Origin of the sequence: Candidiatus Paracoxiella cheracis (assembly GCF_049348705.1) — a bacterium.
GTDB classification, from domain to species: domain Bacteria; phylum Pseudomonadota; class Gammaproteobacteria; order Coxiellales; family Coxiellaceae; genus Paracoxiella; species Paracoxiella cheracis.
This window is the reverse complement of sequence record NZ_CP186485.1, coordinates 1,169,042-1,194,442: the sequence shown is the minus strand read 5'-3', so window position 1 is coordinate 1,194,442 and position 25,401 is coordinate 1,169,042. Positions and strand designations below refer to the sequence as shown.

Here is a 25,401-nt window from a genome sequence, read left to right as displayed (position 1 = left end):
TAAAATCCTTATTTAGTTTAAAATGCGATAAACTACGAGTAATTTGTCGCACTCACTGGAAACAAGCTGATCAAAATATGAACAAACCTGAATTTATTTACGGCTATCACACCATTAAGGCGTTACTGCAAACGCAACCTAATCAGATTCTCAAGCTATACCTGCAAGCGCAACGACACGATGATCGTTTACAGGAACTCATGGATTTAGCAAAACGTTCGGACGTTAATGTGGCACGTATATCGCGACATGAGCTTGATGAGCTTCTGGAAGAAAAAGTGCAGCACCAAGGTATGGTGGCCGAATGTAAGCACTTTACTAGTTTTCATGAATCAGCGCTGGAGTCATTGCTCAGCAACCTAGAACAGCCGAAATTAGTGCTCATACTGGATGGCTTGCAAGACCCACACAACCTCGGTGCTTGTTTGCGAAGTGCCAATGCATTTGGTGTTAATGCGGTTATCGCACCCAAAGATCGTGCGGTTGGCATTACACCCGTAGTGCGGAAGGTAGCATCAGGTGCGGTGTCAATCACGCCGTTTGTGCAGGTGACGAATTTAGCGCGAACGATGCGATGGTTGCAGGATCAGGGCATGTGGATTGTGGGTACAGCCGCAGAGAGCGAGACCTCTTTGCGCGATATTGATTGTAGTGGTGATATTGCCGTCGTTCTCGGTAGTGAAGGCGAGGGCATGCGGCGATTAACGCAAAAACATTGCGATTATTTGGCGAGAATTCCCATGCAAGGTACCGTTGATAGCCTGAATGTTTCTGTAGCAACGGGTGTTTGTCTTTACGAAGTTCAACGTCAACGCGGTTGTGTATAAGATTTTGAAACCGTAATCGGTTCAACGATCCTTTGCGTATCGACTTTTTGTTTTTCGACGAGTTGCTGTTCTTGTTGATGAATGGTTGCGAAATCACTTTTGAATTTTTTCATGATTCGACTGATATCGGTCAGCTCGTGTGCTTCATGACGACGATGCAATGAGCTTCGAATGACTAATTCGAGCTTTAATTTTAAATACTGTTCAAAATTAAAATCAGCAAAATCTAACTTTGGCAAATCAATGTTGAGGTCATTGTAAAGGTTGATTAATTCTGAGAGCGGTTCTTTGTCTTTAAACGCTTCTATTTCGATGTTGGTTAACGGAATTTGATTGGCAATTACGCTCATTAGCAATTGTTGATTCCATTCGGCGAGTTGTGTTTCCCACTGTTCGTTGTGTTCATTGGTTAATTGATCCAGTTCAGCTTGGATTTTGTTTAAATCGTTGAGCGTATATTTTTCGAGTAAGGCTTTAAAGGTAGAATTCGTTTCTTGCGCATCATCGTCTGGAATTTTTAATGACTCATCTTCTTGCAGGGTAATTTCTAAACGAAGTTTTACAATTGTTGCATAGGCGCTTAACTTTTGTTTGAAAAACTTTTGGTAGGGGCCTGCTAATGCATCCGTTAACTGACGTTCTGAAAGCAAAGTTGTCAACGAGCTCGAGTGATCTCCCTCGAGCTGTTCTGTTGTCAACTGTGTGTGTGCTTCAATGATTTTATGGAGAGCTTGCCAATCGTTGATGAGCACTTTAGCATCTGTTGAAATAAAAGAGTCGGTGTTTTTAGCGGCCATAGGTTACTCCAGAAATATAGGGTGATGATATCAGCTCATGAACAATATTAAAATGAAAATGATGCAAGTAATTGATTTTTTAGGGTGTGAGACGCCTCAAACTTGGTTGGATGCGGCTCAAGACAACCTTCCATTGCTCTTGGTGGATCATGCGCATTGCGAGAAAAAGGCGGCTTCGACCGCCTTGAGTTTCATTTTTCGCTATCCGAATCAGGTACAACTGCTCAAACCGATGTCTCGTTTCGCACGCGAAGAGCTGCGTCATTTTGAAAAGGTGCTAGCGCTCATGCATAAGGCCGGTGTGCCGTTTGCGCATCTGCCACCAGCACGCTATGCCAAGGGGATGCGTCGACACATGAAAACGAGTGAGCCACATAAATTAATTGATAGCCTGATTGTAGGCGCTTTTATTGAAGCACGTTCTTGTGAACGCTTCGCAAAGTTAGTGCCCTTTTTGACGGGTGAGATGCAGAAATTTTATAGCGGTTTGTTAGCGGCTGAGGCGAATCACTTTCAAGTTTATTTAAAATTAGCCAGAGAAACAGCGGATTTTAATATCGATGATCGCATTGAAATGTTTAAACACGTCGAGGCCGATTTAATTATGCAGCCCGATAATGAGTTCCGTTTTCACAGCGGTGTTCCAGAGGCAGAAGCCGCTAATTAAACATTATTCTGAAATCTCGTGTTTCAATGCAGCAATGGCCGCTTCGAGTTCGCCAATCATTTTTTGGGGATAAGGATTATAGCGCTGTAAATCGAGAAACAATTCGCGGCTGTCATTGCACGTTTGTTGCATCACTTTTAATAAGGCAGCGTAGCCCGACGTATCAATTTCTGATGCTTTGGCATTCATTTTTTCTAAAATGCGTCCAACAAAATGAGTGATGCCTTGCGTTTTTGCGGCGAGTTCATCGTGTTGCTCGGGTGTCATCTCAAGCACTTCAATATGATGCTGAGTAAAAAAATCTTTCCATTGCTGATATTGATTATGATGATCGCGAACATTATTCATCATGATTTTTAAAGGATGATTATTTTGTATGGAATCCGGACCAAATAATGGATGTGTCGCAATGATGCTAACGGATTGAGGTAAATATTGCTTCATGATTTTAACGGGATAAATTTTAACAGAGCAAACATCAATGATAGTAGCCTCGGGATTTATTTTATCGGCAATATCACGAATAGTTTTTTCGAATGCGCGAATGGGTACCGCGATAAAAATGGTTGAGCATGACACATCGTCAATTTTTACGTTGAACTTTTTGGCCAGTAAAATTTCTAATACTTTGCCAAAGCGGCCATAACCAATAATGCTCACATCATTTGTCATGACGATCCTCAAACTGTGTGACACCTAAAAACAATGTTAAATTATTTTTTAAGTCATGGATATCGGCTTGAAGCAGCTCTAAATCATAAATTTCCGCACAGGCTTTGTTTGCAATAACGCCTGCGGTTTTGGGCAACTCACCGTCTCGCAATCGTCGCGCGGATTCGGCGGTGTCCGCTTCTTCAATTAATGGGAATCCCCAGAAATGATTCGATAGAAAATCACGACATTGTCGCAAAGCCTGGCGGTGTGAATGAATCTCGGTAATCTTATCCAGGGTGACTCCCGGTGACACAATTAAATTTTGGCTAATCGGAATGTGAAACATATCCACGATCGTGCAACGATGTGAAGCTAAGGCCTTAATGCTCTCAATGACGACACCGCCTTGCGAATTTTCCATTGCAAAAATACCAAAATTAACCTCATTGTTTTCAACTGCATTTAAAACATTTTCAGATGAAAGCAAATAAGCTAGTTGATAATCTTCAATGTTTTGGCTTTGCGCAAAATTGTTTGCCGCTACTTCTGAAAAGCTTCCCTTTACACCTTGAATCCCAATCGTAATCATTTCTTAACTCCATGACGTCGTATTTTTACGGCATCGGCCAATGTGTGTAATGCACTGACGGTATTGTCCCAACCAATGCAGGCATCCGTGACACTTTGTCCATAGGTTAATGCTTCATTGGCTTGCAATGTTTGTTTGCCTTCGATCAGATTGCTTTCAATCATTACGCCCATAATAGCTTGACTACCTCGTGCTATTTGTTCTGCTAAATCGGCGATAACGAGTTTTTGTTTGTTGTGATCTTTTTGGCTATTGCCATGGCTGCAATCGATCATGACGCGCGGATCTAAATCAGCCGCTGTTAATTTTGAAACAGTATCATTAATCGATTGCGAGTCGTAATTGGTTGTATCTTGCGAGCCCCGTAAGATCACATGACAATCTTTATTGCCCGCTGTGCTCACGATAGATGCGATGCCATCGTTTGAAACGCCCAGAAAATGATGGGCATGCCTTGCAGCTAACACTGCATCCACAGCAATTTGAATGTTACCCGTGGTGCCATTTTTGAAACCCAAGGGCATCGATAATCCGGAAGCTAATTCTCGGTGAACTTGACTTTCGGAGGTGCGAGCACCGATAGCAGACCATGCAGTCAAATCGGAAATGTATTGCGGGATAACCGTATCGAGAAATTCACTTCCTGTTGGCAAACCAAGATCATTAATGTCGATTAATAGTTTTCGTGCTTTATGCAGGCCTTTCTTGATATCGAAACTGCCATCGAGCTCGGGATCGTTAATTAAACCTTTCCAACCAACGGTGGTGCGCGGCTTTTCAAAATAGACGCGCATAATAATGCAAAGGTCATCGGTTAATTCATCGGCGCATTCTTTCAGTTTGGTGGCATATTCTATGGCAGCCTTAGGGTCATGGATGGAGCAGGGGCCGACGATGGCTAATAGGCGATCATCCTCACCATGGATAATCTTGCTTGCTTGTTGGCGCGCTTGGCTGACAATCTCGGCACTTTTTTCTGTCAAAGGGAGTTGGTCTCGCAGTAACGCGGGTGAAATCAGCGCTCTGAGCTCTTTAATGCGGATGTTATCTGTAATTTGCAGTCGATATACCTTTCTTTTTCAATAGCCTTGTTAACTATTGTAGTGTGAATAATGGGATTTGTTCAGTGATAATGTGATGTTAAATAGTATTAGCGCGCTAAGCGCTAAAATAGAAAAAAGGTAGGTAGGAAAGATCAACTGTTAATAACATCGCTAATGCCTCGACTTTATTGATATTTTTCACCGGTTTCAGCGTTTTGTCAAGCGCCAATACCTTGAACCCCTCCTTGGATCGATTAATTTTGGGAGAGATGCAATCGAGTGCTTGTCGTGATAATCTATAGTGGAATCATTTAGTTATCATTAAGCCAAAGGAGAGGGGAACATGAAACTAAAAAGGACTTTACTACCGGTTGTTCTAACGAGCGTCGGTGCGATATTGTTAGCAGGATGTTCAGGGGTTGGGTCTTACGACTCAGGATCTTGGAATAATAATTATAAATGTACTGCCGTGAGTGGCCAGTCGGGTGGCTCTCAATCGATTGGATGGTCCACGAATCAACGTGCGGCCAAGGCGAATGCCTTAGATAAATGCCGCGCACACAGCGCTAATCCAGGCGGTTGTCGTATTCTCAATTGTGTCAACGATGCTGCTGGTTAACTAAATGCGCTAACTAACAAATTATTTTAAACAATCAAGCGTCTTGCCTTGAGGGATTCGTTTATTGATATTAAGATGTTGCTCGACAGGAGGTGTGATATGAAAAAACCCATTATTATTTCGTCATTATTTCTCGGTACATTGTTAGCAGGCTGTAACGCACCGCCTCCGCCTTCAAAACCGATTCCTCGGCCACCGGGTTATCGCTGTGTTGCCGCTAATCACAAGACCGGCGGTCATAGCGCGATAACTTGGTCAACAAATAAACACGTTGCGCAAACACATGCATTGAAGAAATGTCGTCTTCGCAGTCTACATCCTGCCGCCTGTCAAATTAAAACCTGTATTCACACAGGTTTGCCATCAAGCAAGTATTGGTATACATGTTATGTGAAAAACCGTAGTGTAGGTGGGCTTTGGAGTGGCACTTCTCACAGTCGGTTCACCTCAGTATCGCGTGCATTCGATCGCTGTCGGCGTTTGAGTGGTAAACCAGCAAGTTGTTATTTCCAGTATTGCCGAGTGTGGTAAGTTTAGTGTAATATTGGACTTTGGATAAATTTATAAAAATAATTAAAAATTGCTTGACATAGAAACCGAAAAAAAATTTTACGTTGTAAACAACGTTTGTTCGAAAAAATAAAATAAGGAACAAACGATGTTAGCGACAGAAAAACTAAAACAATTCCGTACATTCCTCTACAACATCTTCCCCGCGCGACGCGATGCCAATATGAATTTACTCGATGCCCTTTCAAGCCATGGCCATCGCTGCAAAACACCCATAGAATTATGTGAATCGCCATACTTTGAACGTGAATACAGTAGTATTACCGATGCGATTAGCGATGGTTTGTCGGTAGCAAATTGTTGGGATAGCATGATGAAAATACAATATGAACATGTGAGTCATAGCGATGACCGTGTGATCATTATTGCGGATACGACACCACAGTCGCGTCAAAGTGCACACTGTGTTGAAGATCGCCATGTGGTTTACAGCCCTAATCCAGCACCGGGTAACAAACCGATTACCATTGGACATGAATATTCAACGGTATCACTATTGCCCAATGATGGTGCAGCTCAAGAAAAGCATTGGTTAGTTCCACTGGATACGAGGCGCGTTAAAAGCGATGAAAAAGGCAATGTAGTTGGGATGCAGCAAATTAACCGTTGTATTGCAGACTTAGCGCTTACTCATAAATTGGTGGTTAGCGTGGCTGATTCAAAATATGGTACAGAAGCTTGCCGTAAACTGGTTAGCGAAAATCCCAATTGGGTACATCTTTTCCGTTTTAACAGTACCCGTAATGTTTTCGCGCCCGCATCAATAGAAGATAATACCTCAGGAAGTATAAAACGCTATGGTGATGCGATGAAACTAAACGACAGCACGACTCACCGTGAATCCGATGAGATTGTGCAGCAACCCATTACAACCCGCAGTGGCAAAACTTACCAATTGGAGATTAAAATATGGCGTGACCAATTACTGCGTGGTTCAAAGCAATTTAAAGGATATGAGCATCCTGTTACTGTTGTGCAATTGGTTGCGGTTGATGCTAACGGTAAATCTTTATATAAAAATCCACTCTGGTTAGGACTCGCTGGTGAACGACGTAATGAAATCACAGCATTAGAAGCGTATCACTATTACGATAGACGCTATGACATTGAACACTACTTTCGTTTTGGTAAAGACAAACTGTTATTTGACCGATACCAAACACCGGATGTTAAGCACGAAGAAGATTGGTGGCGGATGACAGCATTAGCGTATACGCAACTTTATCTAGCGAGGAATCTTGCCCCGATTTTACCGAAAAAATGGGAGCGGTATTTGCCGAGCTTCCAAGTGGATAACGAAAAACCATCAATAACTGCGACCCCTTCACAAACGCAACGGGGTTTTTCTACGGTGCTTGATACCGTTGGCACGCCTGCTAATCTCTGCAAACCACGCGGTAATCCGCAAGGCAGAACCAAAGGTGATACGCAGGGGAAACGCACGCGACATCCTGCTATTTTCAAAAATAGCAACTCAAAAATTAAAACGATTCAGAGGACTGAAGAAAAGACGCAAAACTCAGACCCTGAAAAAATAGAGGATTTGATTGGGATAGTAAAATCATGGTTGGATAAAATAAATTTTACACCTGAGAAATTCTACGAATTGCTGCAAAAAACAGCTTAAGATTTAGAAACTCACATTTTTTGATTATTGTCCTAACTGGCAAGGGATTTTATTTATCCAAAGTCCAAGTAATAGTGTGTAGCTATAAGGAATCAATTTCAATTGCTTGCCAATACGAGAAGGGGTTTGTATGTTCGGGAGGCGCCATCCGTAGCTGCTTAGTGCCGTCCTGGCACTAACGCCCGAAAATACAAACCCCTTCTCTTTGCCGCAATTGAATGCTATTTAATTAGCTGAAAATAGATTTCTAGATGTGTACTATCCATTTTATTTGCGATCTAGGAAAATCCTGTTGAGTGAAGAAAGGCTGGGTAGTAAGACCCTAATTATTTTTTTAATCTTAGTTTTAACGCCGATGTCAGGGGCTACGATTGATCTGTATGTGCCGTCGCTGCCTTATATCACGGATCATTTTAGTTCGACTAAAACATTTATAAAATGATTGTGACGCATGAAATATTTATTGGCTCTGTGGTGTTATTGTCGCTGACGTATTCATTGATTACCGTATTCAATGTCATCGGACCGTTTTTAATTCAGAGGGTATTACATTATTCGCCGATTGTGTATGGTCACGTGGCATTGTGGCTGGGTGTTGCGTGGTTTCTTGGTAATGCTACCAATCGATTTTTGATGGTTAAGTTGCATGCGCACCATATTATTACCATCAGTCTTATGATTAGCTTGGTTGTCAGCGCTATCATGTTGATCATAGGTTTGTTTGAGCATATTAATATATGGTTGATTGTAGCCCCGACATTTATTTTGTTTGCTTGTGGTGGAGTTATCTTCCCTAACTGTTTGGGAAGGGTGTTGAGCCTATTTCCTAAAATAGGTGGATTGGCCAGTGCTGCCATGGGATCTCTATTCGTGGTGGGTGCCGGTGTTTTGTCTGGTATCGCGAGCCTCTTGAAAGCAAAGTCACAAATTCCTTTATCAATCATGTACATTGCGCTGATGATGATATCTCTCGGAATTTATGTACTTTTACTACGCCCCGCACTCCAAAAAGAGTTACACCCCTCAAAAAAATGAAAAAAGTCGCTCTTTTAAGGTTTCTTTAATGAAAATGCCTGTGATCGCTATTCTAGAGCCTCAATAGTCTGAGTTAAAATACCTATGTTGATAGTGTTATTTGTTCGTTAGAGCCGGAGTAGTTATTATGCCTCGTCCTAAATCTCTTGAAAACCTTTTTGAAAACATCAGCACAAATCCTTCTTCTGATGACAGCACAGTAAACCAAAAAGCATTATATTATTTGGCAAATCTTGAAGTAATCACAAGAGGGTTACTAAGCGATAAAAAACTAAAAAAACAAAAGAATTTAGATGAACAGCTTAATGACGATCCAGACATTATAGTAAACTTGCTAGCTGAATGGTTAACAGTATATTTTTCTAAACTAGAATTTCCTAATGAAAAATCTAATAATGCAATAGAGAAAATAGGGCAGGCGCTAAAAAGCAATGCCTTCGATGCGCGCCATGGAGAGCGAAGCGAAGGCGCGTATTCCGCGGTAGGCTCGGATTTTTTGCCGAGCGTAAGCGACTGCAAAAAATCTTTACGAGCCGTCAAGTCATTTGAGAGCCCGTGCGTAGTCGAGCCGTGAGGTCGCGGAGCGCGGGCGACGAGGACGTCCGCGGCTATTTAAGTTGTCGCGTATTGCGAGTCGATTATTGACAGGGATGGCAATAATCTATCACGAGCATCGCGACACGCTTGTAGATGAAAAAATTAAGGTAATTTATATGAGAAACAAACAACGTTACGGTTCACCACGTATAACTCGTGCATTGCAAGCGGAATCGATTTCCTGCAGTCACACGCGTATTGAGCGGCGTATGCGCTCCATGGGCTTAAAAGCACTTGCCAAGCGTAGATTTAAAATAACCACAGACTCGGGTCACAACAAGCCTATTTTTGAGAATATTTTAAAGAGAGATTTCACGAGAACGGCGATCAATCAAAAATGGGTGAGTGATCTGACGTACATTCCAACCCGTGAAGGTTGGTTGTATTTAGCGGTGGTTATCGATGTGCATTCACGTTCGGTTATTGGCTCGTCAATGAATAAAAGCATGAAACAAGATTTAGTGTGTGATGCGTTATTGATGGCGTTATTCAAACGAAAATATCCAAAGCAAGTGATTATACACTCTGATCGGGGCAGTCAATATTGTTCGAAAAAATATAGGGAAATCATCAAGCAAAACAAGCTGATTGGTTCAATGAGCAGAAAGGCTAATTGTTGGGATAATGCCATTGCAGAAAGTTTTTTCCATACCCTAAAAACGGAACTTGTGCATGTGAATGATTACACAACACGCGCTGAAGCAAGGCAAAGTCTTTTTCAGTATATTGAAGGCTATTACAATCACAGAAGAATGCATTCAGCTATTGACTACAAGACCCCTGTTGCGCTTGAATGTGCTGCGTAAAATCGAAAAAAAATGTGTCCGGTAAAGTGAGGGAAGATCAAACGTAACGTCTCCCTGACTCAAGAACAAGAGCGATCTCTGGAGGGGCTGGTTTGTAAATTTAATTTGAGTAGCGGATTTCAAGATGAGTTTAAAAACTTTATAACAGATGAAGTCTCTAAAGAACTTGAGTTTGAACAAAATATTGATGCTGTAATTTATCGGTTTCAAAACGTATTGGATTCTTTTCAGTATATCAATAATAATGAAAATCTAGTAAAAGATTTGCTAACTGATTTGAACAAGAAAGTTGAAAACTATAAACAAAAATCAGCCCATACAGATGAAGATCGCAAAAGGATGGTTCAAGCATTAAGCTATTTTTTGGGTACACGTCTTCCTGGATGTCTTACTGAACACCAAAAAAAATTACTGGCGGCTCCAACTCTTCAATTTACTAAAACGTTTAAGCCCTATTTAGATGAAATTTCACGAACTTCATACAGGTTTTGACCTTTCCCCCAAACTTAACACCATGACATGGATGAGATTTCTAATTATTCTACGACCGAGGAGATCTCAACATGAAAAAACGTTATACAGAAGAACAAATCATTAAAGCGATCAAAGAGCATGAAAGTGGCGCTAAGGTGGAAGACCTGTGCCGTCGCTTAGGCATATCTGGCGGTACTTTTTACAATTGGCGTAGCAAGTATGCTGGCCTAGAGGTTAACGAAGCTAAGCGCCTGCGAGAGCTGGAGTCCGAGAACAATAAGTTAAAAAAGCTGCTGGCTGAAAAGATGTTAGAAAATGAAGCGCTCAAGGATGTTGTTTCAAAAAAGTGGTAACGCCTGCTAGCAAGAAGCAGGTTGTTTGTCACTTAATGAGCGCCTTTAAGCTGAGTGAACGAATGGCCTGCAAGCTAGTCGGGCTAAGTCGAACGGCTTACCGTTACGGACCCAAAAAGCGACGAGACGAGTTGATTAGAGCTCGATTAAAAGAATTGGCAGCTCAGTATTCTCGGTATGGTTATTTAATGCTTCACAGCCTCTTAAAAGCAGAGGGGCTTGTCATGAATAAGAAAAAAACCTACCGGATTTACAAAGAAGAAAAGCTCCAGGTGCGTACAAAAAAGCGTAAAAAAATACAGCGACTACGATTAGTGATGTCATCACCGACTCAGAGAAATGAGCGTTGGTCGATGGATTTTGTTTACGATCAGCTGGCCAATGGAAGGCGTTTTCGTGTGCTAAACATTATCGATGATTTTAATCGTGAACTTATTGGCCAGCTAACAGCATTTTCTATATCAGGACGTCAGGTGGCACGCTTCCTAGCAGAGCTTAGTGAGCAACGCAGGCTGCCAAAACAAATTGTTTGTGATAATGGTACAGAGTTTACAAGCAAAGCAATGTTCTTTTGGTCCAGGGAAAACAAAACCAAGCTTGCTTTCATTCAACCTGGAAAGCCAACTCAGAATGCGTTTGTTGAAAGCTTAAATGGCAAGTTCCGCAACGAATGTTTAAATCAACACTGGTTTCGTTCAATTGAAGAAGCCCGACATGAAATCAACCAATGGAGAAAGCACTACAATACTAAAAGACCACACAGTTCATTAAATTATATGCCGCCTATTGAATTTGCGAAACAGGCTGCTTAACATGAATATCTCATCGGTGTCCTGGTACTAGTTTAGGGGGAAGGTCAGTTTTTACAAACAATTAATGAAGAAATCACTCAAGTAAAGGAAAAAACTGCAAAAGCTCGTTCAACAAAAAAAGAGAAAGATAAAGATAAGAAAAATGCGGCCGCTGGGTTTATAAATGATTTAGGAAAAATCGCTGTTCGATATCAAGAGAAGCTCTCAGAAATGCACATAAATGACGCGTGCAAGGAAACTATAAACTCTTTGCGAATGAGAACAGAGGTAGCGTTACAGGGTAGTTCATTTACAAGACATCGGAACCCGCGATTCTTTCAAAACGAACCATCTGACTCAGAACAAGGTGCAAGAGAATTTTTGAAATTTCTTGCTCGGTTAGAAACAAACCTCGGACTTACTCCAGAAAATTCTAACAACCCCAACATATTCGGACACCAGTGAGTAAAATTTCACTCACTTTCAAACTCCAACAACTCCACTCCTTCGTGGATGAGGTCGCCGGCTTTGTAAGACACTGTTTTTACAATGCCGGCCGTGGGAGCGGTGATGGTGTGTTCCATTTTCATCGCTTCTAGCACAATCAAGCGTTCACCTGGCGCGACCTTTTGGCCGGGTTTTACCAACACCTCAACAATCGTGCCCGGCATCGGTGAAATAAAACGATTATCGGCCGCGCCGTCCTCATGACCCACATGCGTTGGGTTTGATGTATGCAGCATAAAATGTTGGCCATGTTGAAAGAGATGAATTTCATCTTCGTGTTTGAGCGCGATCGCGCGATAGCTTTTTTTATTAATAATGGCAACGATGGTGTGCTCATTTTCCCAAACGGCAGAAGCTGCAATGTCATCGTCACCTAAATGGATTAAATAGCCGCTTTCGGTTGTGCTTGCGCTGGCAATTAATACTGTTTCGTTAAACCAAAATGACAGTGAAAAGGGCGTCTTTTGCATTAATCGCCAATTGTCGCGAATAAACCATGGTGAAAACGCATCACCGGAACGATTGGCAAACGTTCGGCCTTTTTCTTGCTGAGAATGCAATTCCGTTAATGCAGCCAACACCATTATTTCTTTGGGTGGCATTGAGATGGCTGCTAGCAATTCAGCCTCATGCGTTTCAATAAAATTGGTGCTGATTTTTTCTTTTTGAAAATCTTTACTGTTTGCAACTTGATGAAGAAAAGAAACGTTGGTGTGAACACCCACTATCGCGATTTTTTCCAACGACTCACTCAAGAGTGATAGCGCGTGTTTGCGATCGTTGCCCCATACAATTAACTTTGCAATCATGGGATCGTAATAGGGGCTGATCACATCACCGGCGCGAACACCTGTGTCGATGCGGACGTGTTCTGTGTTTTCCGGAAAAATAAAATAATCGAGTGTGCCTGTTGAGGGAGCGAAATTATTGGCAGGATTTTCCGCGCAAATACGGGCTTCAAAGGCATGCCCGTTTGCGTGGACTTGAGCTTGTGAGAGCGGCAAGGGTTCGCCACAAGCCAATTGCAATTGCCATTCGACTAAGTCTAGTCCGGTAATCATTTCCGTAACGGGATGTTCCACCTGCAAACGTGTGTTCATCTCCATAAAATAATAATTTTCCTTGGCATCGACTAAAAATTCAATGGTGCCGGCACCGAGATAATTGATGGCCTTTGCCGCTTGCACAGCCGTTTCACCCATTTTTTTACGTACTTTCGTGCTTAAATTAGGGGCCTTTGCTTCTTCAATAATTTTTTGATGGCGCCGTTGGGTTGAGCAATCACGATCACATAAATAAACGCCGTTGCCTGCTGCATCCATAAAAATTTGCACTTCAACGTGGCGTGCGGGTTGAATATATTTTTCGATAAAAATGGTGTCGTTATTAAAACTGGACTTCGCCTCGCGCTTCGCAGATTGCAGCGCATGTTCAAGTTCAGAGATCTCCTTCACGAGTCGCATGCCTTTGCCGCCACCACCGGCAGCAGCTTTTAACAACACCGGCAAGCCTATTTTTTGCGCTTCCTGTGTGATGGTTTCTAAATCTTGTTTGGCACCTTGGTAACCCGGCACAACAGGCACATTTGCTTTTTGCATTAAAATTTTGGCTGCACTCTTATCACCCATGGCGTTGATGGCTGAAGCGGAAGGGCCAATAAAAATAATGCCATTGTTTGCGCATAAGGTTGCAAACTCGGGGTCTTCAGCTAAAAAACCGTAGCCGGGATGGATTGCATCTGCTTTTGCGTGTCTTGCAACATCGATTATTTTTTCGCGATTTAAATAACTGTGTGAAGATGGCGCTGGGCCGATGCAATAGGCCTCATCCGCGAGTTTAACGTGTAGGGCACGGCGATCAATATCAGAATAAACGGCGATGGTTTTAATATTGAGTTTTCTTGCTGTTTTGATAATACGGCAAGCAATTTCACCGCGGTTGGCGATTAATAATTTTTTAAACATATTTAACGCTCGTCTTCGATCCACTTCGGTTGTCGTTTTTCTAAAAAGGCACGCACACCGTCTTGCCCTTCGTGGCCGCTGCGAATTTCCGATAATAATGTAGCTGTGTATTCAATGGTAGAGTCATCAATGATTGCCAGGTGATTGAGCATCTGTTTCGATGCGGCAATGGCGGCGGGTCCGTTTTGCATGATCAAATCAACACAATCGTTGCCGGCTGAAATTAATGTGCTCTCAGGTGCAAGCTCGTGCACTAATCCTATTTGTTGTGCTGTTTGCGCATCAAACATCTCAGCACTGATGAAGTAACGTCGCGCTGCACTAAATCCAATGCTGCGAATAATATACGGCGCAATGGTGGCGGGTATTAAGCCTAATTTTACTTCAGAAAAACAAAATCGCGCATCTTCGGCGGCAATAACAATATCACAACACGCAAGCAAACCCAGGCCGCCGCCCATCACACGCCCTTGAACAAGTGCGATAATCGGTTTTGTTAATGCACTCATGATGTGCAGCAGTTTTGCTAATTGCAGTGCATCGGCTTTGTTTTCTTCTTTTGAAAATGAAGCCATGCGTTTCATCCACGTTAAATCGGCACCCGCGCAAAAATTGCGTCCGTTTGCTTTTAAAATGACTGCGCGAACATCAGCGTTTTTATCGATGCGTTGTAACAGCGTTGTGAGATCGGCGATGAGCTGATCATCAAAGGCATTGTGTTTTTCAGGGCGATTGAATGTGATGGTACTGATGCCATTTGCAGTGTCATGAATAAGAGGTGAGTGTTCACTCATAGTTTTTCCTTAAATCTTCTTACATTACATTCTAAATACACCAAAATGTGTATCATGTATCGGTGCATTCAATGAGGCAGAGATACACAAACCTAACACTCGTCGCGTGTCTAACGGGTTAATCACACCATCATCCCAAAGCCGAGCGCTGGCGTAATATGGATTGGCTTGCGCCTCATAATTAGCCCGTATTTGATCCATAAATGTTTCTTGATCTTGCGCGCTCCAACTTTCGCCGTGGCGTTTCATTTTATCGAGTTTTACTTGTGCTAAGACGTGTGCAGCTTGTTCACCGCCCATTACAGAAATGCGCGCGTTAGGCCACATAAATAAAAAGCGTGGATCATAAGCGCGTCCACACATGGCGTAATTGCCGGCGCCATAGCTGCCGCCAATAATAACAGTGAACTTAGGCACGTTGGTGCAGGCAACGGCATTAACCATTTTCGCACCGTGTTTTGCAATGCCACTGTTTTCGTATTTTTTGCCGACCATGAAGCCGGTAATGTTTTGTAAAAAAACCAAAGGAATTTTGCGCTTGCTGCATAAATCGATAAAATGCGCACCTTTTAAAGCAGATTCGGAAAATAAAATACCGTTATTTGCAATAATTCCGACGGGATAACCAAAAATATGCGCGAAACCACATACTAATGTTGGCCCATAAAGCGCTTTGAATTCATCAAATTCAGAGTTATCGACTAAGCGTGCAATGATTTCGTGGACGTCGTAAGGCATGCGCGAGTCTGCGCTGATGATGCCGGGAATTTCTTCGGGGTCGTAAGCAGGTTCTGCGATGGGCTCCAGTGCTAACGTTATTTTTTTAGTGCGATTTAAATCGGCCACGATGTTGCGAGCAATTTTCAAGGCGTGTTCATCGTCATTGGCATAGTGATCGGCAACCCCAGAAATTTTGCAATGCACATCAGCACCGCCTAATTCTTCGGCGCTAACAATTTCACCGGTAGCGGCTTTGACTAAAGGTGGGCCGCCCAAAAAAATTGTCGCCTGATTTTTCACCATGATGGATTCATCTGCCATGGCAGGCACATACGCACCACCGGCAGTGCATGAGCCCATAACAACAGCAATTTGCGGGATGTTTTTCGCGGATAAATTAGCTTGATTATAAAAGATTCGCCCGAAGTGATCGCGATCAGGAAAAACTTCATCTTGTTTTGGTAAATAAGCACCGCCAGAATCCACTAAATAAATACAAGGAAGATGATTGGCTTGCGCAATTTCTTGTGCGCGTAAATGTTTTTTGGCAGTAATCGGATAATACGTGCCCCCTTTAACGGTGGGGTCGTTTGCGACGATCATGCATTCCTGACCTGCAACTTGCCCGATGCCGGTAATGATGCCACCGGCAGGCACATCGTCTTTATAAAGCTGATAGCCGGCAAGCGGTGAGAGTTCTAAAAATGCAGAGCCCGGGTCGAGTAATTTATTAATGCGATCGCGAACCAATAATTTGCCGTGTTCTAATTGGCGTTGACGCGATTTTTCGGGGCCGCCTTCTTCAATAGTTGCAAGCGTTTCTTGAAGATCCTTAATTTGTGTTTCTAGCGCATCTTTATTTTTTTTAAACTCATCGCTGTGCGGATTAATTTTACTCGTTATTTTTGGCATTATGGATTTCCTTATACTAATTCAATCGCAACTGCTGTGGCTTCACCGCCGCCAATGCATAAACTCGCGATGCCACGCTTTAGATTTTTTTGACGTAAGGCATAGAGCAGGGTGACGATAATTCTCGCGCCGGATGCTCCAATCGGATGGCCCAATGCACAAGCGCCACCGTGAATATTCACTTTATCATGCGGTAAATCTAAATCTTTCATCGCTGCCATGGTTACGATCGCAAAAGCCTCGTTAATTTCATACAAATCGACATCGTCTTTATTCCAATTTATTTTCTGCAATAAGTTTTGAATCGCGCCGATGGGTGCGGTGGTAAACCAAGCGGGTTCTTGTGAATGGGTTGCATGGCCCACGATTTTAGCAAGCGGTTTTAGATGGCGCTTTTTAGCTTCCGAGGCTTTCATTAATACGACTGCCGCAGCGCCATCGGAAATTGAGCTTGAATTAGCGGCAGTCACTTTACCTTCTTTTTTAAAAGCCGTCCGTAATTTAGGGATTTTTTCGGGATTGGCTTTCATAGCATTTTCATCTTGCGTGACGGTAATATCTTCCGTGCGTGTTTTAATGGTGATCGGAACAATTTCTTCGGAAAATGTACCATCTTCATTCGCTTTTTTAGCGCGGTGTAAAGATTCAAGCGCAAATTTATCCATCGCCTCACGCGTGGCATGATATTTTTCCACACAGTTTTCTGCAAACACGCCCATGGCTTTGCCTTTATCGTAGGCATCTTCTAAACCATCTAACATCATGTGATCGTAAATTTCAGCATGCCCCAAGCGATAACCAAAACGCGCTTTTGGAATGAGGTAGGGCGCCCACGACATGTTTTCCATGCCGCCTGCAATGACGGTTGCAAAAGAATCCGCAACAATTTCATCATGACCAATCATGATGGCTTTCATACCAGAGCCACACATTTTATTAATGGTTGTGGCGCCAGCATTGACGGGTATGCCAGCCGCTATCATTGCTTGGCGCGCTGGTGCTTGCCCTTGACCTGCTTGCAAAACGCAGCCCATTAATACTTCTTGAATATCTGCTGGAGATAAATTCGCACGCTCAATAGCCGCTTTAATGGCAGCGGCGCCTAACTGCGAGGCTGGCAAGTCTTTAAAATAGCCGCCAAAATGTCCCATTGGGGTGCGAGCGGCACCGACTATAACAATTGGATCGTTTGACATGAATCCCCCTAATTTGTTTCTTTAAACAATTCTCGGCCTACGATAATCCGGCGAATTTCAGAAGTGCCCGCACCGATTTCATAAAGTTTTGCATCGCGTAATAAACGTGCGACCGGAAATTCGTTAATGTAACCATTTCCACCGAGACATTGTATGGCTTGCAGTGCTACTTGTGTTGCATTTTCTGAAGCAAACATTAACGCACTCGCTGCATCTTTTGCTTTGACAACACCGTTGTCGCATGCTTGCGCTACGGCGTATAAATACGCGCGACTCGCATTTAAAGCGGTATACATATCAGCAACCTTGGCTCTAATTAATTGAAATTCACCGATTGCCTTACCAAATTGTTTGCGCTCATGAATATAAGGCAACACGACGTCAAGGCTCGCTTGCATGAGACCCAAAGGACCACCACCCAACACCACACGCTCGTAATCGAGGCCGCTCATTAATACTTCAACGCCTTTATTGAGCTCACCCAATATATTTTCTTTGGGCACGATGCAGTCTTCAAACACGAGTTCACACGTATCAGAACCACGCATTCCCATTTTGTCGAGCTTCTGTGCGGTTTTAAAACCTTTAAGATCTTTTGTGATTAAAAATGTGGTGATGCCATGAGAATTTGCCTCGGGATCAGTTTTGGCATAAACCACTAACACATCTGCCTCGGGACCGTTGGTGATCCACATTTTAGTGCCGTTGAAAACAAAGTGATCGTCGCGTTCTTGTGCGCGCAAGCGCATGCTCACGACGTCTGACCCTGAGCCCGCTTCGCTCATTGCCAAGGCGCCCAAATATTCACCGCTGATGAGCTTGGGTAGAAAGCGTTCCTTTTGTACTTTTGTGCCAAAGCGATTGATTTGATTGACACAAAGGTTGGAGTGCGCACCATAACTCAAGCCTACCGAACCGGAGGCACGGCTAATTTCTTCCATGGCGCAAACATGCGCTAAATAACCCATGTTTGCGCCACCATATTCTTCACTGGCCGTGATGCCAAGCACACCCAATGCGCCCAATTTTGGCCAAAGATCGCGCGGAAATTGATTGTTGTGATCAATCTCAGCGGCTCGAGGCGCAATTTCATGCTTGCTAAATTCTTGAACAGAATCGCGCAAGAGATTGATTGTATCGTTGAACTGGAAATCGACTCCATGAATCATGCTATGATTATCCTGTTTAGTTAGCTCGTTTGTGATGGCTATTGTAGCCGATAAACTCCTCTCTGGCGAAGTCTTAAGTCGGAGGGGGAAGCCAGGAAGGTGTAAAAAGAATGAAAATAGAAACCCCCTTAATTCCAAGTTGGGTGCACAGCTTGAATGATTATCAGCATATGTTTGCGTTAACGGATCGTGATTTAGCGCAATCGATTTTGGATTATCCTGCTGGCATTTCAAGTTTCAATGCTGAAATGTATGAGCGCGGATATGACATCATCAGTGGCGACCCACACTACGATTTAACGCCGCTGGATATGTCAAAACACGCGGATAATATTATTCAACATCTGGCGACGCATTTGCATGAGTATGCCGATCGGATTCAAGGCGAGGGCGAAAAAACACTGGAAAATATAGTCAACGCTTGGAATCATTACGCGCAAATTTTTGTAACGGATTATTCGCAGGGGAAATTAGAAGGTCGCTATCGCGCTGCAAAATTACCAGCATTGCCGTTTGCGGATTTTGAATTTGAATTGGCGCTGTGTCCCGATTTGTTATTTCGCAATAAAGAGGCCTCACCCGAGGCGATGGTTGCGGAATTATGTCGCGTTGCCCATGAGGTGCCTGTGTTTCCGCTATTGGATGCACACGGTGAGGTAGCCTCGGCATTGGGAACGGTAATGTTGAATTTGCAACAGTCAAATTTCGGTGTTGAGGTTCGCGAAGTGCCTTACAAATTACAAAAAGGTAGCAATGCCATGCTGCGAATTTCGGCTAAAGCGTGTACTATAACCGACGATGTATAGACTTTTACGCCCCATTTTATTTTTGTTTGCGCCTGAGTGTGCGCATCATTTTGTATTAAAATTATTAAAATGGTTTTATTGCCCGTGGCTTGCAAAAAAAATAAGGGCGCGTTTTCCCAAAAAAATCGTGAAACTATGGGGCTTGGAGTTTCCTAATCCTGTTGGCTTGGCAGCGGGTTTCGACAAAAATGGTGAGTGTATCGATGCGCTACTGGGCTTAGGTTTTGGTTTTCTTGAAGTCGGTGCCGTAACGCCGAAGCCACAACCTGGCAATCCGAAGCCGCGCTTATTTCGTCTTCCTCGAGCCAATGCGTTAATTAATCGGATGGGTTTTAATAATCTCGGCGTTGATCATCTGGTTTCCCAATTAAAAAAACGCAAAATAAAAGGCATTCTTGGCGTAAATATCGGCAAAAATAAAGATACCCCACTAGACAAAGCGCTCGATGATTATCGCATCTGTTTTGAAAAAGTGTATCCATATGCAGATTTCGTCACGATTAATATTTCCTCGCCAAACACACCCGGCTTGCGTGAGTTGCAGATGGAAATGTATTTGCATGACATGTTAAATCATTTGAAACAGGCTCAGAGACGACTAGCCGATGAGCATCTTCGCCAGGTGCCTTTATTATTAAAAATTTCGCCGGACTTAACCATGGAGCAAGTGGAGGAGGTCGCTCACATTGCATTAAACCATCGCATCGAAGGGATTGTCGCTGTGAATACCACGCTAAATCATGCTGGCGTCAAAGGCCTGCCATATGCCGATGAAAAAGGTGGACTGAGCGGTCAACCTTTATTGCCGATGACGCTGCGCATAGTTGAGCGACTCCATCAAATTTTAAATAATCAAGTCCCCATCATCGCCGTTGGCGGCATTGTCACCCCCGATGATGCCGCGTCGCTCTTTAATGCCGGTGCAAGCTTAGTGCAAGTTTACACGGGTTTAATTTATCGTGGACCACATTTAATCCGCGATATTGTGAATCGTCTTGCTCGTTAGTTTTAGCTTGTTTTTGTGTGATGTATTCCAATCACTTACGTATACATACGGTTTGAATATCCTTTGTAGACTACGGAAAAATTTAAAATAACATTAATTATTCTCATTTAAGATTAATTTAAAGAATCGCTGCTATGATGCGCAAGCTATTTTTTCCAATTATCACATATAGCAAATTTAAAAATAAATAAAGGGTAATAAATAATGAGTAAAGTGTAGAACTCTCGACTTGATCTGACAGTTGAGATTTATGGGACATATTTTCTGTCCGATAGATCGGATTCTAATTACTCCTCTACCAGTTGCGTGTCGTGATTACTGTGCGCCTTATTCAATTCATCTGCCGACACGCTTGGAATAGTTTTACATAGTTTATCTAATTCTTTTTCTTGTGCCAAATGCTTTGCATCAAGAAAAGTTTGCATGGGTGTTTTTCCATAACAACGCTCGCCGGAATGGGGCCTGACCTCATATTGGACTTTGGATAAATTTATAAAAATAATTAAAAATTGCTTGACATAGAAACCGAAAAAAAATTTTACGTTGTAAACAACGTTTGTTCGAAAAAATAAAATAAGGAACAAACGATGTTAGCGACAGAAAAACTAAAACAATTCCGTACATTCCTCTACAACATCTTCCCCGCGCGACGCGATGCCAATATGAATTTACTCGATGCCCTTTCAAGCCATGGCCATCGCTGCAAAACACCTATAGAATTATGTGAATCGCCATACTTTGAACGTGAATACAGTAGTATTACCGATGCGATTAGCGATGGTTTGTCGGTAGCAAATTGTTGGGATAGCATGATGAAAATACAATATGAACATGTGAGTCATAGCGATGACCGTGTGATCATTATTGCGGATACGACACCACAGTCGCGTCAAAGTGCACACTGTGTTGAAGATCGCCATGTGGTTTACAGCCCTAATCCAGCACCGGGTAACAAACCGATTACCATTGGACATGAATATTCAACGGTATCACTATTGCCCAATGATGGTGCAGCTCAAGAAAAGCATTGGTTAGTTCCACTGGATACGAGGCGCGTTAAAAGCGATGAAAAAGGCAATGTAGTTGGGATGCAGCAAATTAACCGTTGTATTGCAGACTTAGCGCTTACTCATAAATTGGTGGTTAGCGTGGCTGATTCAAAATATGGTACAGAAGCTTGCCGTAAACTGGTTAGCGAAAATCCCAATTGGGTACATCTTTTCCGTTTTAACAGTACCCGTAATGTTTTCGCGCCCGCATCAATAGAAGATAATACCTCAGGAAGTATAAAACGCTATGGTGATGCGATGAAACTAAACGACAGCACGACTCACCGTGAATCCGATGAGATTGTGCAGCAACCCATTACAACCCGCAGTGGCAAAACTTACCAATTGGAGATTAAAATATGGCGTGACCAATTACTGCGTGGTTCAAAGCAATTTAAAGGATATGAGCATCCTGTTACTGTTGTGCAATTGGTTGCGGTTGATGCTAACGGTAAATCTTTATATAAAAATCCACTCTGGTTAGGACTCGCTGGTGAACGACGTAATGAAATCACAGCATTAGAAGCCTATCACTATTACGATAGACGCTATGACATTGAACACTACTTTCGTTTTGGTAAAGACAAACTGTTATTTGACCGATACCAAACACCGGATGTTAAGCACGAAGAAGATTGGTGGCGGATGACAGCATTAGCGTATACGCAACTTTATCTAGCGAGGAATCTTGCCCCGATTTTACCGAAAAAATGGGAGCGGTATTTGCCGAGCTTCCAAGTGGATAACGAAAAACCATCAATAACTGCGACCCCTTCACAAACGCAACGGGGTTTTTCTACGGTGCTTGATACCGTTGGCACGCCTGCTAATCTCTGCAAACCACGCGGTAATCCGCAAGGCAGAACCAAAGGTGATACGCAGGGGAAACGCACGCGACATCCTGCTATTTTCAAAAATAGCAACTCGAAAATTAAAACGATTCAGAGGACTGAAGAAAAGACGCAAAACTCAGACCCTGAAAAAATAGAGGATTTGATTGGGATAGTAAAATCATGGTTGGATAAAATAAATTTTACACCTGAGAAATTCTACGAATTGCTGCAAAAAACAGCTTAAGATTTAGAAACTCACATTTTTTGATTATTGTCCTAACTGGCAAGGGATTTTATTTATCCAAAGTCCAAGTCACAGGCATTGGTAATGGGATTAATAATCTCTTGCCGTTTCGTGTCGGTGATATTTTGCGTGTTTATTTTGGCAAACAATTTTTTAGTTTAGATATACCACACACGCTTGCCGCCGATGCGCGCGATGGAGAGCGAAGCGAAGGGGCGTATTCTGGGGTAGGCTGGGATTTTTTGCCGAGCGTAAGCGACTGCAAAAAATCTTTACGAGGCGTCGAGTCAGTTGAGAGCCCGTGCGTAGTCGAGCCGTGAGGTCGCGGAGCGCGGGTGAGGAGGACGTCCGCGGTTATTTAATTTGTAAACCTTCAGACTTGATCTGACACTCCTGGTCAGTTAGAGTAAAATTTAATTGACCAACCTTAAACAACCAACACGAGGAGTGTCATTATGACCAGTGTATCCGAAAAGATTATCAAACCCAAATTAGGTTTACTAGAGCTGTCTAAACAATTGGGAAATGTTTCACAAGCCTGCAAGGTTATGGGTTATTCACGCGACAGTTTTTACCGTTTCAAAACACTTTATGAAAATGGTGGCGAAGAAGCACTCCATGATATGAGTAAGAAGAAACCGAATGAAAAAAATAGAGTGCCGTTACATGTAGAAGAAGCGGTAATTGCTTTGGCTATTGAAAACCCAGCGTTAGGTCAGGCACGTGCGGCCAATGAATTACTGGCGCGAGGCATTATCGTATCGAGCAGCGGAGTTCGTTCGGTGTGGCTACGTAATGATCTAGAGACTTTTAAGAAGCGACTAAAAGCGCTTGAAGCGAAATCGGCGCAAGACGGTATGTTATTAACGGAAGAACAATGACAAGCATTAGAAAAATCAAAACGAGAAAAAGAAGCGCACGGCGAGATTGAAACAGAACACCCAGGTTATTTAGGTTCTCAGGATACGTATTATGTTGGCACGATGAAGGGCGTTGGCCGTATTTATGAGCAGACTTTTGTCGATACCTATAGCAGAATCGCTTTTGCGAAGTTATACACGGAGAAAACAGCGATGACGGCAGCTCATTTATTAAATGAACGTGTATTGCCATGGTTTAATGAGCAAGGTATCCGATTGCTGCGTATGCTCACGGATCGCGGGACGGAATATTGTGGAAAAATTGAGAACCACGCCTATCAACTTTATTTAGCAGTTGAAGACATTGACCATTCGAAAACACGCGCACGTTCTCCGCAGACCAATGGTATTTGTGAACGTTTTCATAAAACGATTAAACAAGAATTTCAAGCGTGTCGCGATGCTCGTGATAGATTATTGCCATCCCTGTCAATAATCGACTCGCAATACGCGACAACTTAAATAGCCGCGGACGTCCTCGTCGCCCGCGCTCCGCGACCTCACGGCTCGACTACGCACGGGCTCTCAAATGACTTGACGGCTCGTAAAGATTTTTTGCAGTCGCTTACGCTCGGCAAAAAATCCGAGCCTACCGCGGAATACGCGCCTTCGCTTCGCTCTCCATGGCGCGCATCGTATGATGTTGCTTTTCGAAAAAAAATATATCGTTCCCTAGAAGAATTACAACAAGACGTTGATGCGTGGATCAAAACATATAATGAGGTCAGGCCCCATTCCGGCGAGCGTTGTTATGGAAAAACACCCATGCAAACTTTTCTTGATGCAAAGCATTTGGCACAAGAAAAAGAATTAGATAAACTATGTAAAACTATTCCAAGCGTGTCGGCAGATGAATTGAATAAGGCGCACAGTAATCACGACACGCAACTGGTAGAGGAGTAATTAGAATCCGATCTATCGGACAGAAAATATGTCCGATAAATCTCAACTGTCAGATCAAGTCGAGAGTTCTACAGATGAAATGTCGAGAACATCATTAATATCTAAAGTGAGTTCATTGGTGCCACTGCCAGTGGTGTCAATAATTTCAATACCTTGAATTACATTATTACTAATTGAGGTTAAGTCAAGATTTTGGTCACTGCTGACTAATTTCAACACATCGCCTAAACCCAACGTTTGTGTATTTTGGACTTTGGATAAATAAAATCCCTTGCCAGTTAGGACAATAATCAAAAAATGTGAGTTTCTAAATCTTAACCTGTTTTTTGCAGCAATTCGTAGAATTGCTCAGGTGTAAAATTTATTTTATCCAACCATGATTTTACTATCCCAATCAAATCCTCTATTTTTTCAGGGTCTGAGTTTTGCGTCTTTTCTTCAGTCCTCTGAATCGTTTTAATTTTTGAGTTGCTATTTTTGAAAATAGCAGGATGTCGCGTGCGTTTCCCCTGCGTATCACCTTTGGTTCTGCCTTGCGGATTACCGCGTGGTTTGCAGAGATTAGCAGGCGTGCCAACGGTATCAAGCACCGTAGAAAAACCCCGTTGCGTTTGTGAAGGGGTCGCAGTTATTGATGGTTTTTCGTTATCCACTTGGAAGCTCGGCAAATACCGCTCCCATTTTTTCGGTAAAATCGGGGCAAGATTCCTCGCTAGATAAAGTTGCGTATACGCTAATGCTGTCATCCGCCACCAATCTTCTTCGTGCTTAACATCCGGTGTTTGGTATCGGTCAAATAACAGTTTGTCTTTACCAAAACGAAACAAGCGTGTCGCGATGCTCGTGATAGATTATTGCCATCCCTGTCAATAATCGACTCGCAATACGCGACAACTTAAATAGCCGCGGACGTCCTCGTCGCCCGCGCT

The 25,401-nt window shown here is 42.9% G+C and carries 27 protein-coding genes and 1 pseudogene; 15 read left to right on the top strand and 13 right to left on the bottom strand.

Annotation, left to right across the window (positions count from 1 at the left end):
* Positions 1-77 precede the first annotated feature (77 nt).
* A complete protein-coding gene (gene rlmB, locus ACJMKR_RS06180; RefSeq protein ID WP_423062328.1) occupies positions 78-827 on the top strand; it encodes a 23S rRNA (guanosine(2251)-2'-O)-methyltransferase RlmB in 750 nt (249 codons plus the stop codon).
* Here rlmB and ACJMKR_RS06175 read toward each other — a convergent pair.
* Positions 809-1,624, bottom strand: coding sequence for a hypothetical protein (locus ACJMKR_RS06175; protein ID WP_423062327.1), 816 nt, complete (start codon positions 1,622-1,624; stop codon positions 809-811). The genes rlmB and ACJMKR_RS06175 overlap by 19 nt on opposite strands.
* Positions 1,625-1,661: 37 nt before the next feature.
* Between ACJMKR_RS06175 and ACJMKR_RS06170 the strand changes: the two genes are divergently transcribed.
* Positions 1,662-2,291, top strand: a complete 630-nt coding sequence (locus tag ACJMKR_RS06170; RefSeq protein ID WP_423062326.1) for a tRNA-(ms[2]io[6]A)-hydroxylase — start codon at positions 1,662-1,664, stop codon at positions 2,289-2,291.
* 3 nt (positions 2,292-2,294) lie between these two features.
* On the opposite strand, the gene ACJMKR_RS06165 is transcribed toward ACJMKR_RS06170, so the two are convergent.
* The 3 genes from ACJMKR_RS06165 to ACJMKR_RS06155 are packed head-to-tail and all read right to left on the bottom strand — an operon-like array spanning position 2,295 to position 4,535.
* Positions 2,295-2,963: a prephenate dehydrogenase/arogenate dehydrogenase family protein gene (locus ACJMKR_RS06165; RefSeq protein WP_423062325.1), complete on the bottom strand. Its 669-nt coding sequence runs from the start codon at positions 2,961-2,963 to the stop codon at positions 2,295-2,297.
* Positions 2,953-3,534: a prephenate dehydratase domain-containing protein gene (locus tag ACJMKR_RS06160; RefSeq protein WP_423062324.1), complete on the bottom strand. Its 582-nt coding sequence runs from the start codon at positions 3,532-3,534 to the stop codon at positions 2,953-2,955. The genes ACJMKR_RS06165 and ACJMKR_RS06160 overlap by 11 nt, the downstream gene beginning before the upstream one ends.
* Entirely contained in the window at positions 3,531-4,535 is a 1,005-nt protein-coding gene (locus ACJMKR_RS06155) for a 3-deoxy-7-phosphoheptulonate synthase (protein ID WP_423064199.1), read from the bottom strand. Before ACJMKR_RS06155 ends, ACJMKR_RS06160 begins: the two co-directional genes overlap by 4 nt.
* Positions 4,536-4,920: 385 nt before the next feature.
* Here ACJMKR_RS06155 and ACJMKR_RS06150 point away from each other — a divergent pair, with 385 nt between their 5' ends.
* The 4 genes from ACJMKR_RS06150 (at position 4,921) to ACJMKR_RS06135 (ending at position 8,428) form a co-directional block, all read left to right on the top strand.
* A complete protein-coding gene (locus ACJMKR_RS06150) occupies positions 4,921-5,196 on the top strand; it encodes a hypothetical protein (RefSeq protein WP_423062323.1) in 276 nt (91 codons plus the stop codon).
* Positions 5,197-5,295: 99 nt separating this feature from the next.
* Entirely contained in the window at positions 5,296-5,727 is a 432-nt protein-coding gene (locus tag ACJMKR_RS06145; protein WP_423062322.1) for a hypothetical protein, read from the top strand.
* 127 nt (positions 5,728-5,854) lie between these two features.
* Positions 5,855-7,393, top strand: coding sequence for a transposase (locus tag ACJMKR_RS06140; protein ID WP_423062300.1), 1,539 nt, complete (start codon positions 5,855-5,857; stop codon positions 7,391-7,393).
* A gap of 438 nt (positions 7,394-7,831) precedes the next feature.
* A complete protein-coding gene (locus ACJMKR_RS06135) occupies positions 7,832-8,428 on the top strand; it encodes a hypothetical protein (RefSeq protein ID WP_423062321.1) in 597 nt (198 codons plus the stop codon).
* Between the two features lie 219 nt (positions 8,429-8,647).
* On the opposite strand, the gene ACJMKR_RS06130 is transcribed toward ACJMKR_RS06135, so the two are convergent.
* Positions 8,648-8,968 carry a hypothetical protein gene (locus ACJMKR_RS06130; RefSeq protein WP_423062320.1) on the bottom strand — a complete coding sequence of 107 codons (321 nt, stop codon included), beginning with the start codon at positions 8,966-8,968 and terminating at the stop codon, positions 8,648-8,650.
* Positions 8,969-9,078: 110 nt separating this feature from the next.
* Here ACJMKR_RS06130 and ACJMKR_RS06125 point away from each other — a divergent pair, with 110 nt between their 5' ends.
* The 3 genes from ACJMKR_RS06125 (at position 9,079) to ACJMKR_RS06115 (ending at position 11,470) form a co-directional block, all read left to right on the top strand.
* Positions 9,079-9,831, top strand: a complete 753-nt coding sequence (locus ACJMKR_RS06125) for an IS3 family transposase (RefSeq protein ID WP_423062319.1) — start codon at positions 9,079-9,081, stop codon at positions 9,829-9,831.
* A 105-nt stretch (positions 9,832-9,936) separates the two neighbouring features.
* Positions 9,937-10,323: a hypothetical protein gene (locus ACJMKR_RS06120; RefSeq protein ID WP_423062318.1), complete on the top strand. Its 387-nt coding sequence runs from the start codon at positions 9,937-9,939 to the stop codon at positions 10,321-10,323.
* 71 nt (positions 10,324-10,394) lie between these two features.
* A protein-coding gene (locus ACJMKR_RS06115) for an IS3 family transposase (protein ID WP_423062317.1) occupies positions 10,395-11,470 on the top strand; the annotation gives its coding sequence in 2 pieces (ribosomal slippage) (positions 10,395-10,644 and positions 10,644-11,470; 1,077 coding nt in all).
* 452 nt (positions 11,471-11,922) lie between these two features.
* Here ACJMKR_RS06115 and ACJMKR_RS06110 read toward each other — a convergent pair.
* Genes ACJMKR_RS06110 through ACJMKR_RS06090 form a run of 5 tightly spaced genes read right to left on the bottom strand, consistent with a single transcriptional unit; the run spans position 11,923 to position 18,711 of the window.
* Positions 11,923-13,920 carry an acetyl/propionyl/methylcrotonyl-CoA carboxylase subunit alpha gene (locus ACJMKR_RS06110; protein WP_423062316.1) on the bottom strand — a complete coding sequence of 666 codons (1,998 nt, stop codon included), beginning with the start codon at positions 13,918-13,920 and terminating at the stop codon, positions 11,923-11,925.
* Positions 13,921-13,922: 2 nt separating this feature from the next.
* The gene (locus ACJMKR_RS06105) at positions 13,923-14,714 is read right to left on the bottom strand and encodes an enoyl-CoA hydratase/isomerase family protein (RefSeq protein WP_423062315.1); all 792 of its coding nucleotides are present in this window, start codon (positions 14,712-14,714) and stop codon (positions 13,923-13,925) included.
* Between the two features lie 24 nt (positions 14,715-14,738).
* On the bottom strand, positions 14,739-16,346 hold the full coding sequence (locus ACJMKR_RS06100; protein WP_423062314.1) for a carboxyl transferase domain-containing protein: 1,608 nt from the start codon (positions 16,344-16,346) through the stop codon (positions 14,739-14,741).
* An 11-nt stretch (positions 16,347-16,357) separates the two neighbouring features.
* Complete coding sequence (locus ACJMKR_RS06095) at positions 16,358-17,542, bottom strand: acetyl-CoA C-acyltransferase (protein ID WP_423062313.1); 1,185 nt, start codon at positions 17,540-17,542, stop codon at positions 16,358-16,360.
* Positions 17,543-17,550: 8 nt separating this feature from the next.
* Complete coding sequence (locus ACJMKR_RS06090; RefSeq protein WP_423062312.1) at positions 17,551-18,711, bottom strand: isovaleryl-CoA dehydrogenase; 1,161 nt, start codon at positions 18,709-18,711, stop codon at positions 17,551-17,553.
* A gap of 110 nt (positions 18,712-18,821) precedes the next feature.
* Between ACJMKR_RS06090 and ACJMKR_RS06085 the strand changes: the two genes are divergently transcribed.
* On the top strand, positions 18,822-19,517 hold the full coding sequence (locus ACJMKR_RS06085) for a hypothetical protein (RefSeq protein WP_423062311.1): 696 nt from the start codon (positions 18,822-18,824) through the stop codon (positions 19,515-19,517).
* Positions 19,510-20,523 (top strand): quinone-dependent dihydroorotate dehydrogenase, encoded by a 1,014-nt coding sequence (locus tag ACJMKR_RS06080; RefSeq protein ID WP_423062310.1) that lies wholly within the window; start codon positions 19,510-19,512, stop codon positions 20,521-20,523. Before ACJMKR_RS06085 ends, ACJMKR_RS06080 begins: the two co-directional genes overlap by 8 nt.
* A 287-nt stretch (positions 20,524-20,810) precedes the next feature.
* On the opposite strand, the gene ACJMKR_RS06075 is transcribed toward ACJMKR_RS06080, so the two are convergent.
* Positions 20,811-21,107: a hypothetical protein gene (locus tag ACJMKR_RS06075; RefSeq protein WP_423064278.1), complete on the bottom strand. Its 297-nt coding sequence runs from the start codon at positions 21,105-21,107 to the stop codon at positions 20,811-20,813.
* A 3-nt stretch (positions 21,108-21,110) separates the two neighbouring features.
* Here ACJMKR_RS06075 and ACJMKR_RS06070 point away from each other — a divergent pair, with 3 nt between their 5' ends.
* The 4 genes and pseudogenes from ACJMKR_RS06070 (at position 21,111) to ACJMKR_RS06055 (ending at position 24,472) form a co-directional block, all read left to right on the top strand.
* Positions 21,111-22,649 (top strand): transposase, encoded by a 1,539-nt coding sequence (locus ACJMKR_RS06070; protein WP_423062300.1) that lies wholly within the window; start codon positions 21,111-21,113, stop codon positions 22,647-22,649.
* A gap of 20 nt (positions 22,650-22,669) precedes the next feature.
* On the top strand, positions 22,670-22,969 hold the full coding sequence (locus ACJMKR_RS06065) for a hypothetical protein (protein ID WP_423062309.1): 300 nt from the start codon (positions 22,670-22,672) through the stop codon (positions 22,967-22,969).
* 135 nt (positions 22,970-23,104) lie between these two features.
* A pseudogene (locus ACJMKR_RS06060) lies at positions 23,105-23,956 on the top strand (IS481 family transposase); the annotation flags it as partial.
* A 147-nt stretch (positions 23,957-24,103) separates the two neighbouring features.
* Positions 24,104-24,472, top strand: a complete 369-nt coding sequence (locus tag ACJMKR_RS06055) for an integrase core domain-containing protein (RefSeq protein WP_423062308.1) — start codon at positions 24,104-24,106, stop codon at positions 24,470-24,472.
* A 54-nt stretch (positions 24,473-24,526) separates the two neighbouring features.
* Here the strand turns inward: ACJMKR_RS06055 and ACJMKR_RS06050 are convergent, their stop codons facing one another.
* Both ACJMKR_RS06050 and ACJMKR_RS06045 read right to left on the bottom strand, forming a co-directional pair.
* A complete protein-coding gene (locus tag ACJMKR_RS06050) occupies positions 24,527-24,766 on the bottom strand; it encodes a hypothetical protein (RefSeq protein WP_423062307.1) in 240 nt (79 codons plus the stop codon).
* A gap of 20 nt (positions 24,767-24,786) precedes the next feature.
* The gene (locus ACJMKR_RS06045) at positions 24,787-25,299 is read right to left on the bottom strand and encodes a hypothetical protein (protein WP_423062306.1); all 513 of its coding nucleotides are present in this window, start codon (positions 25,297-25,299) and stop codon (positions 24,787-24,789) included.
* Positions 25,300-25,401 lie beyond the last annotated feature (102 nt).

What these genes read in the sequence shown, in the direction of transcription:
- ACJMKR_RS06145 (WP_423062322.1), top strand. Translation starts at nt 5,296, where the DNA reads ATGAAAAAACCCATTATTATTTCGTCATTATTTCTCGGTACATTGTTA.
- ACJMKR_RS06090 (WP_423062312.1), bottom strand. Translation starts at nt 18,711, where the DNA reads ATGATTCATGGAGTCGATTTCCAGTTCAACGATACAATCAATCTCTTG.
- ACJMKR_RS06080 (WP_423062310.1), top strand. Translation starts at nt 19,510, where the DNA reads ATGTATAGACTTTTACGCCCCATTTTATTTTTGTTTGCGCCTGAGTGT.
- ACJMKR_RS06110 (WP_423062316.1), bottom strand. Translation starts at nt 13,920, where the DNA reads ATGTTTAAAAAATTATTAATCGCCAACCGCGGTGAAATTGCTTGCCGT.
- ACJMKR_RS06165 (WP_423062325.1), bottom strand. Translation starts at nt 2,963, where the DNA reads ATGACAAATGATGTGAGCATTATTGGTTATGGCCGCTTTGGCAAAGTA.
- ACJMKR_RS06135 (WP_423062321.1), top strand. Translation starts at nt 7,832, where the DNA reads ATGATTGTGACGCATGAAATATTTATTGGCTCTGTGGTGTTATTGTCG.
- ACJMKR_RS06085 (WP_423062311.1), top strand. Translation starts at nt 18,822, where the DNA reads ATGAAAATAGAAACCCCCTTAATTCCAAGTTGGGTGCACAGCTTGAAT.
- ACJMKR_RS06140 (WP_423062300.1), top strand. Translation starts at nt 5,855, where the DNA reads ATGTTAGCGACAGAAAAACTAAAACAATTCCGTACATTCCTCTACAAC.
- ACJMKR_RS06105 (WP_423062315.1), bottom strand. Translation starts at nt 14,714, where the DNA reads ATGAGTGAACACTCACCTCTTATTCATGACACTGCAAATGGCATCAGT.
- rlmB (WP_423062328.1), top strand. Translation starts at nt 78, where the DNA reads ATGAACAAACCTGAATTTATTTACGGCTATCACACCATTAAGGCGTTA.
- ACJMKR_RS06070 (WP_423062300.1), top strand. Translation starts at nt 21,111, where the DNA reads ATGTTAGCGACAGAAAAACTAAAACAATTCCGTACATTCCTCTACAAC.
- ACJMKR_RS06175 (WP_423062327.1), bottom strand. Translation starts at nt 1,624, where the DNA reads ATGGCCGCTAAAAACACCGACTCTTTTATTTCAACAGATGCTAAAGTG.
- ACJMKR_RS06170 (WP_423062326.1), top strand. Translation starts at nt 1,662, where the DNA reads ATGAACAATATTAAAATGAAAATGATGCAAGTAATTGATTTTTTAGGG.
- ACJMKR_RS06160 (WP_423062324.1), bottom strand. Translation starts at nt 3,534, where the DNA reads ATGATTACGATTGGGATTCAAGGTGTAAAGGGAAGCTTTTCAGAAGTA.
- ACJMKR_RS06095 (WP_423062313.1), bottom strand. Translation starts at nt 17,542, where the DNA reads ATGTCAAACGATCCAATTGTTATAGTCGGTGCCGCTCGCACCCCAATG.
- ACJMKR_RS06150 (WP_423062323.1), top strand. Translation starts at nt 4,921, where the DNA reads ATGAAACTAAAAAGGACTTTACTACCGGTTGTTCTAACGAGCGTCGGT.
- ACJMKR_RS06125 (WP_423062319.1), top strand. Translation starts at nt 9,079, where the DNA reads ATGGCAATAATCTATCACGAGCATCGCGACACGCTTGTAGATGAAAAA.
- ACJMKR_RS06100 (WP_423062314.1), bottom strand. Translation starts at nt 16,346, where the DNA reads ATGCCAAAAATAACGAGTAAAATTAATCCGCACAGCGATGAGTTTAAA.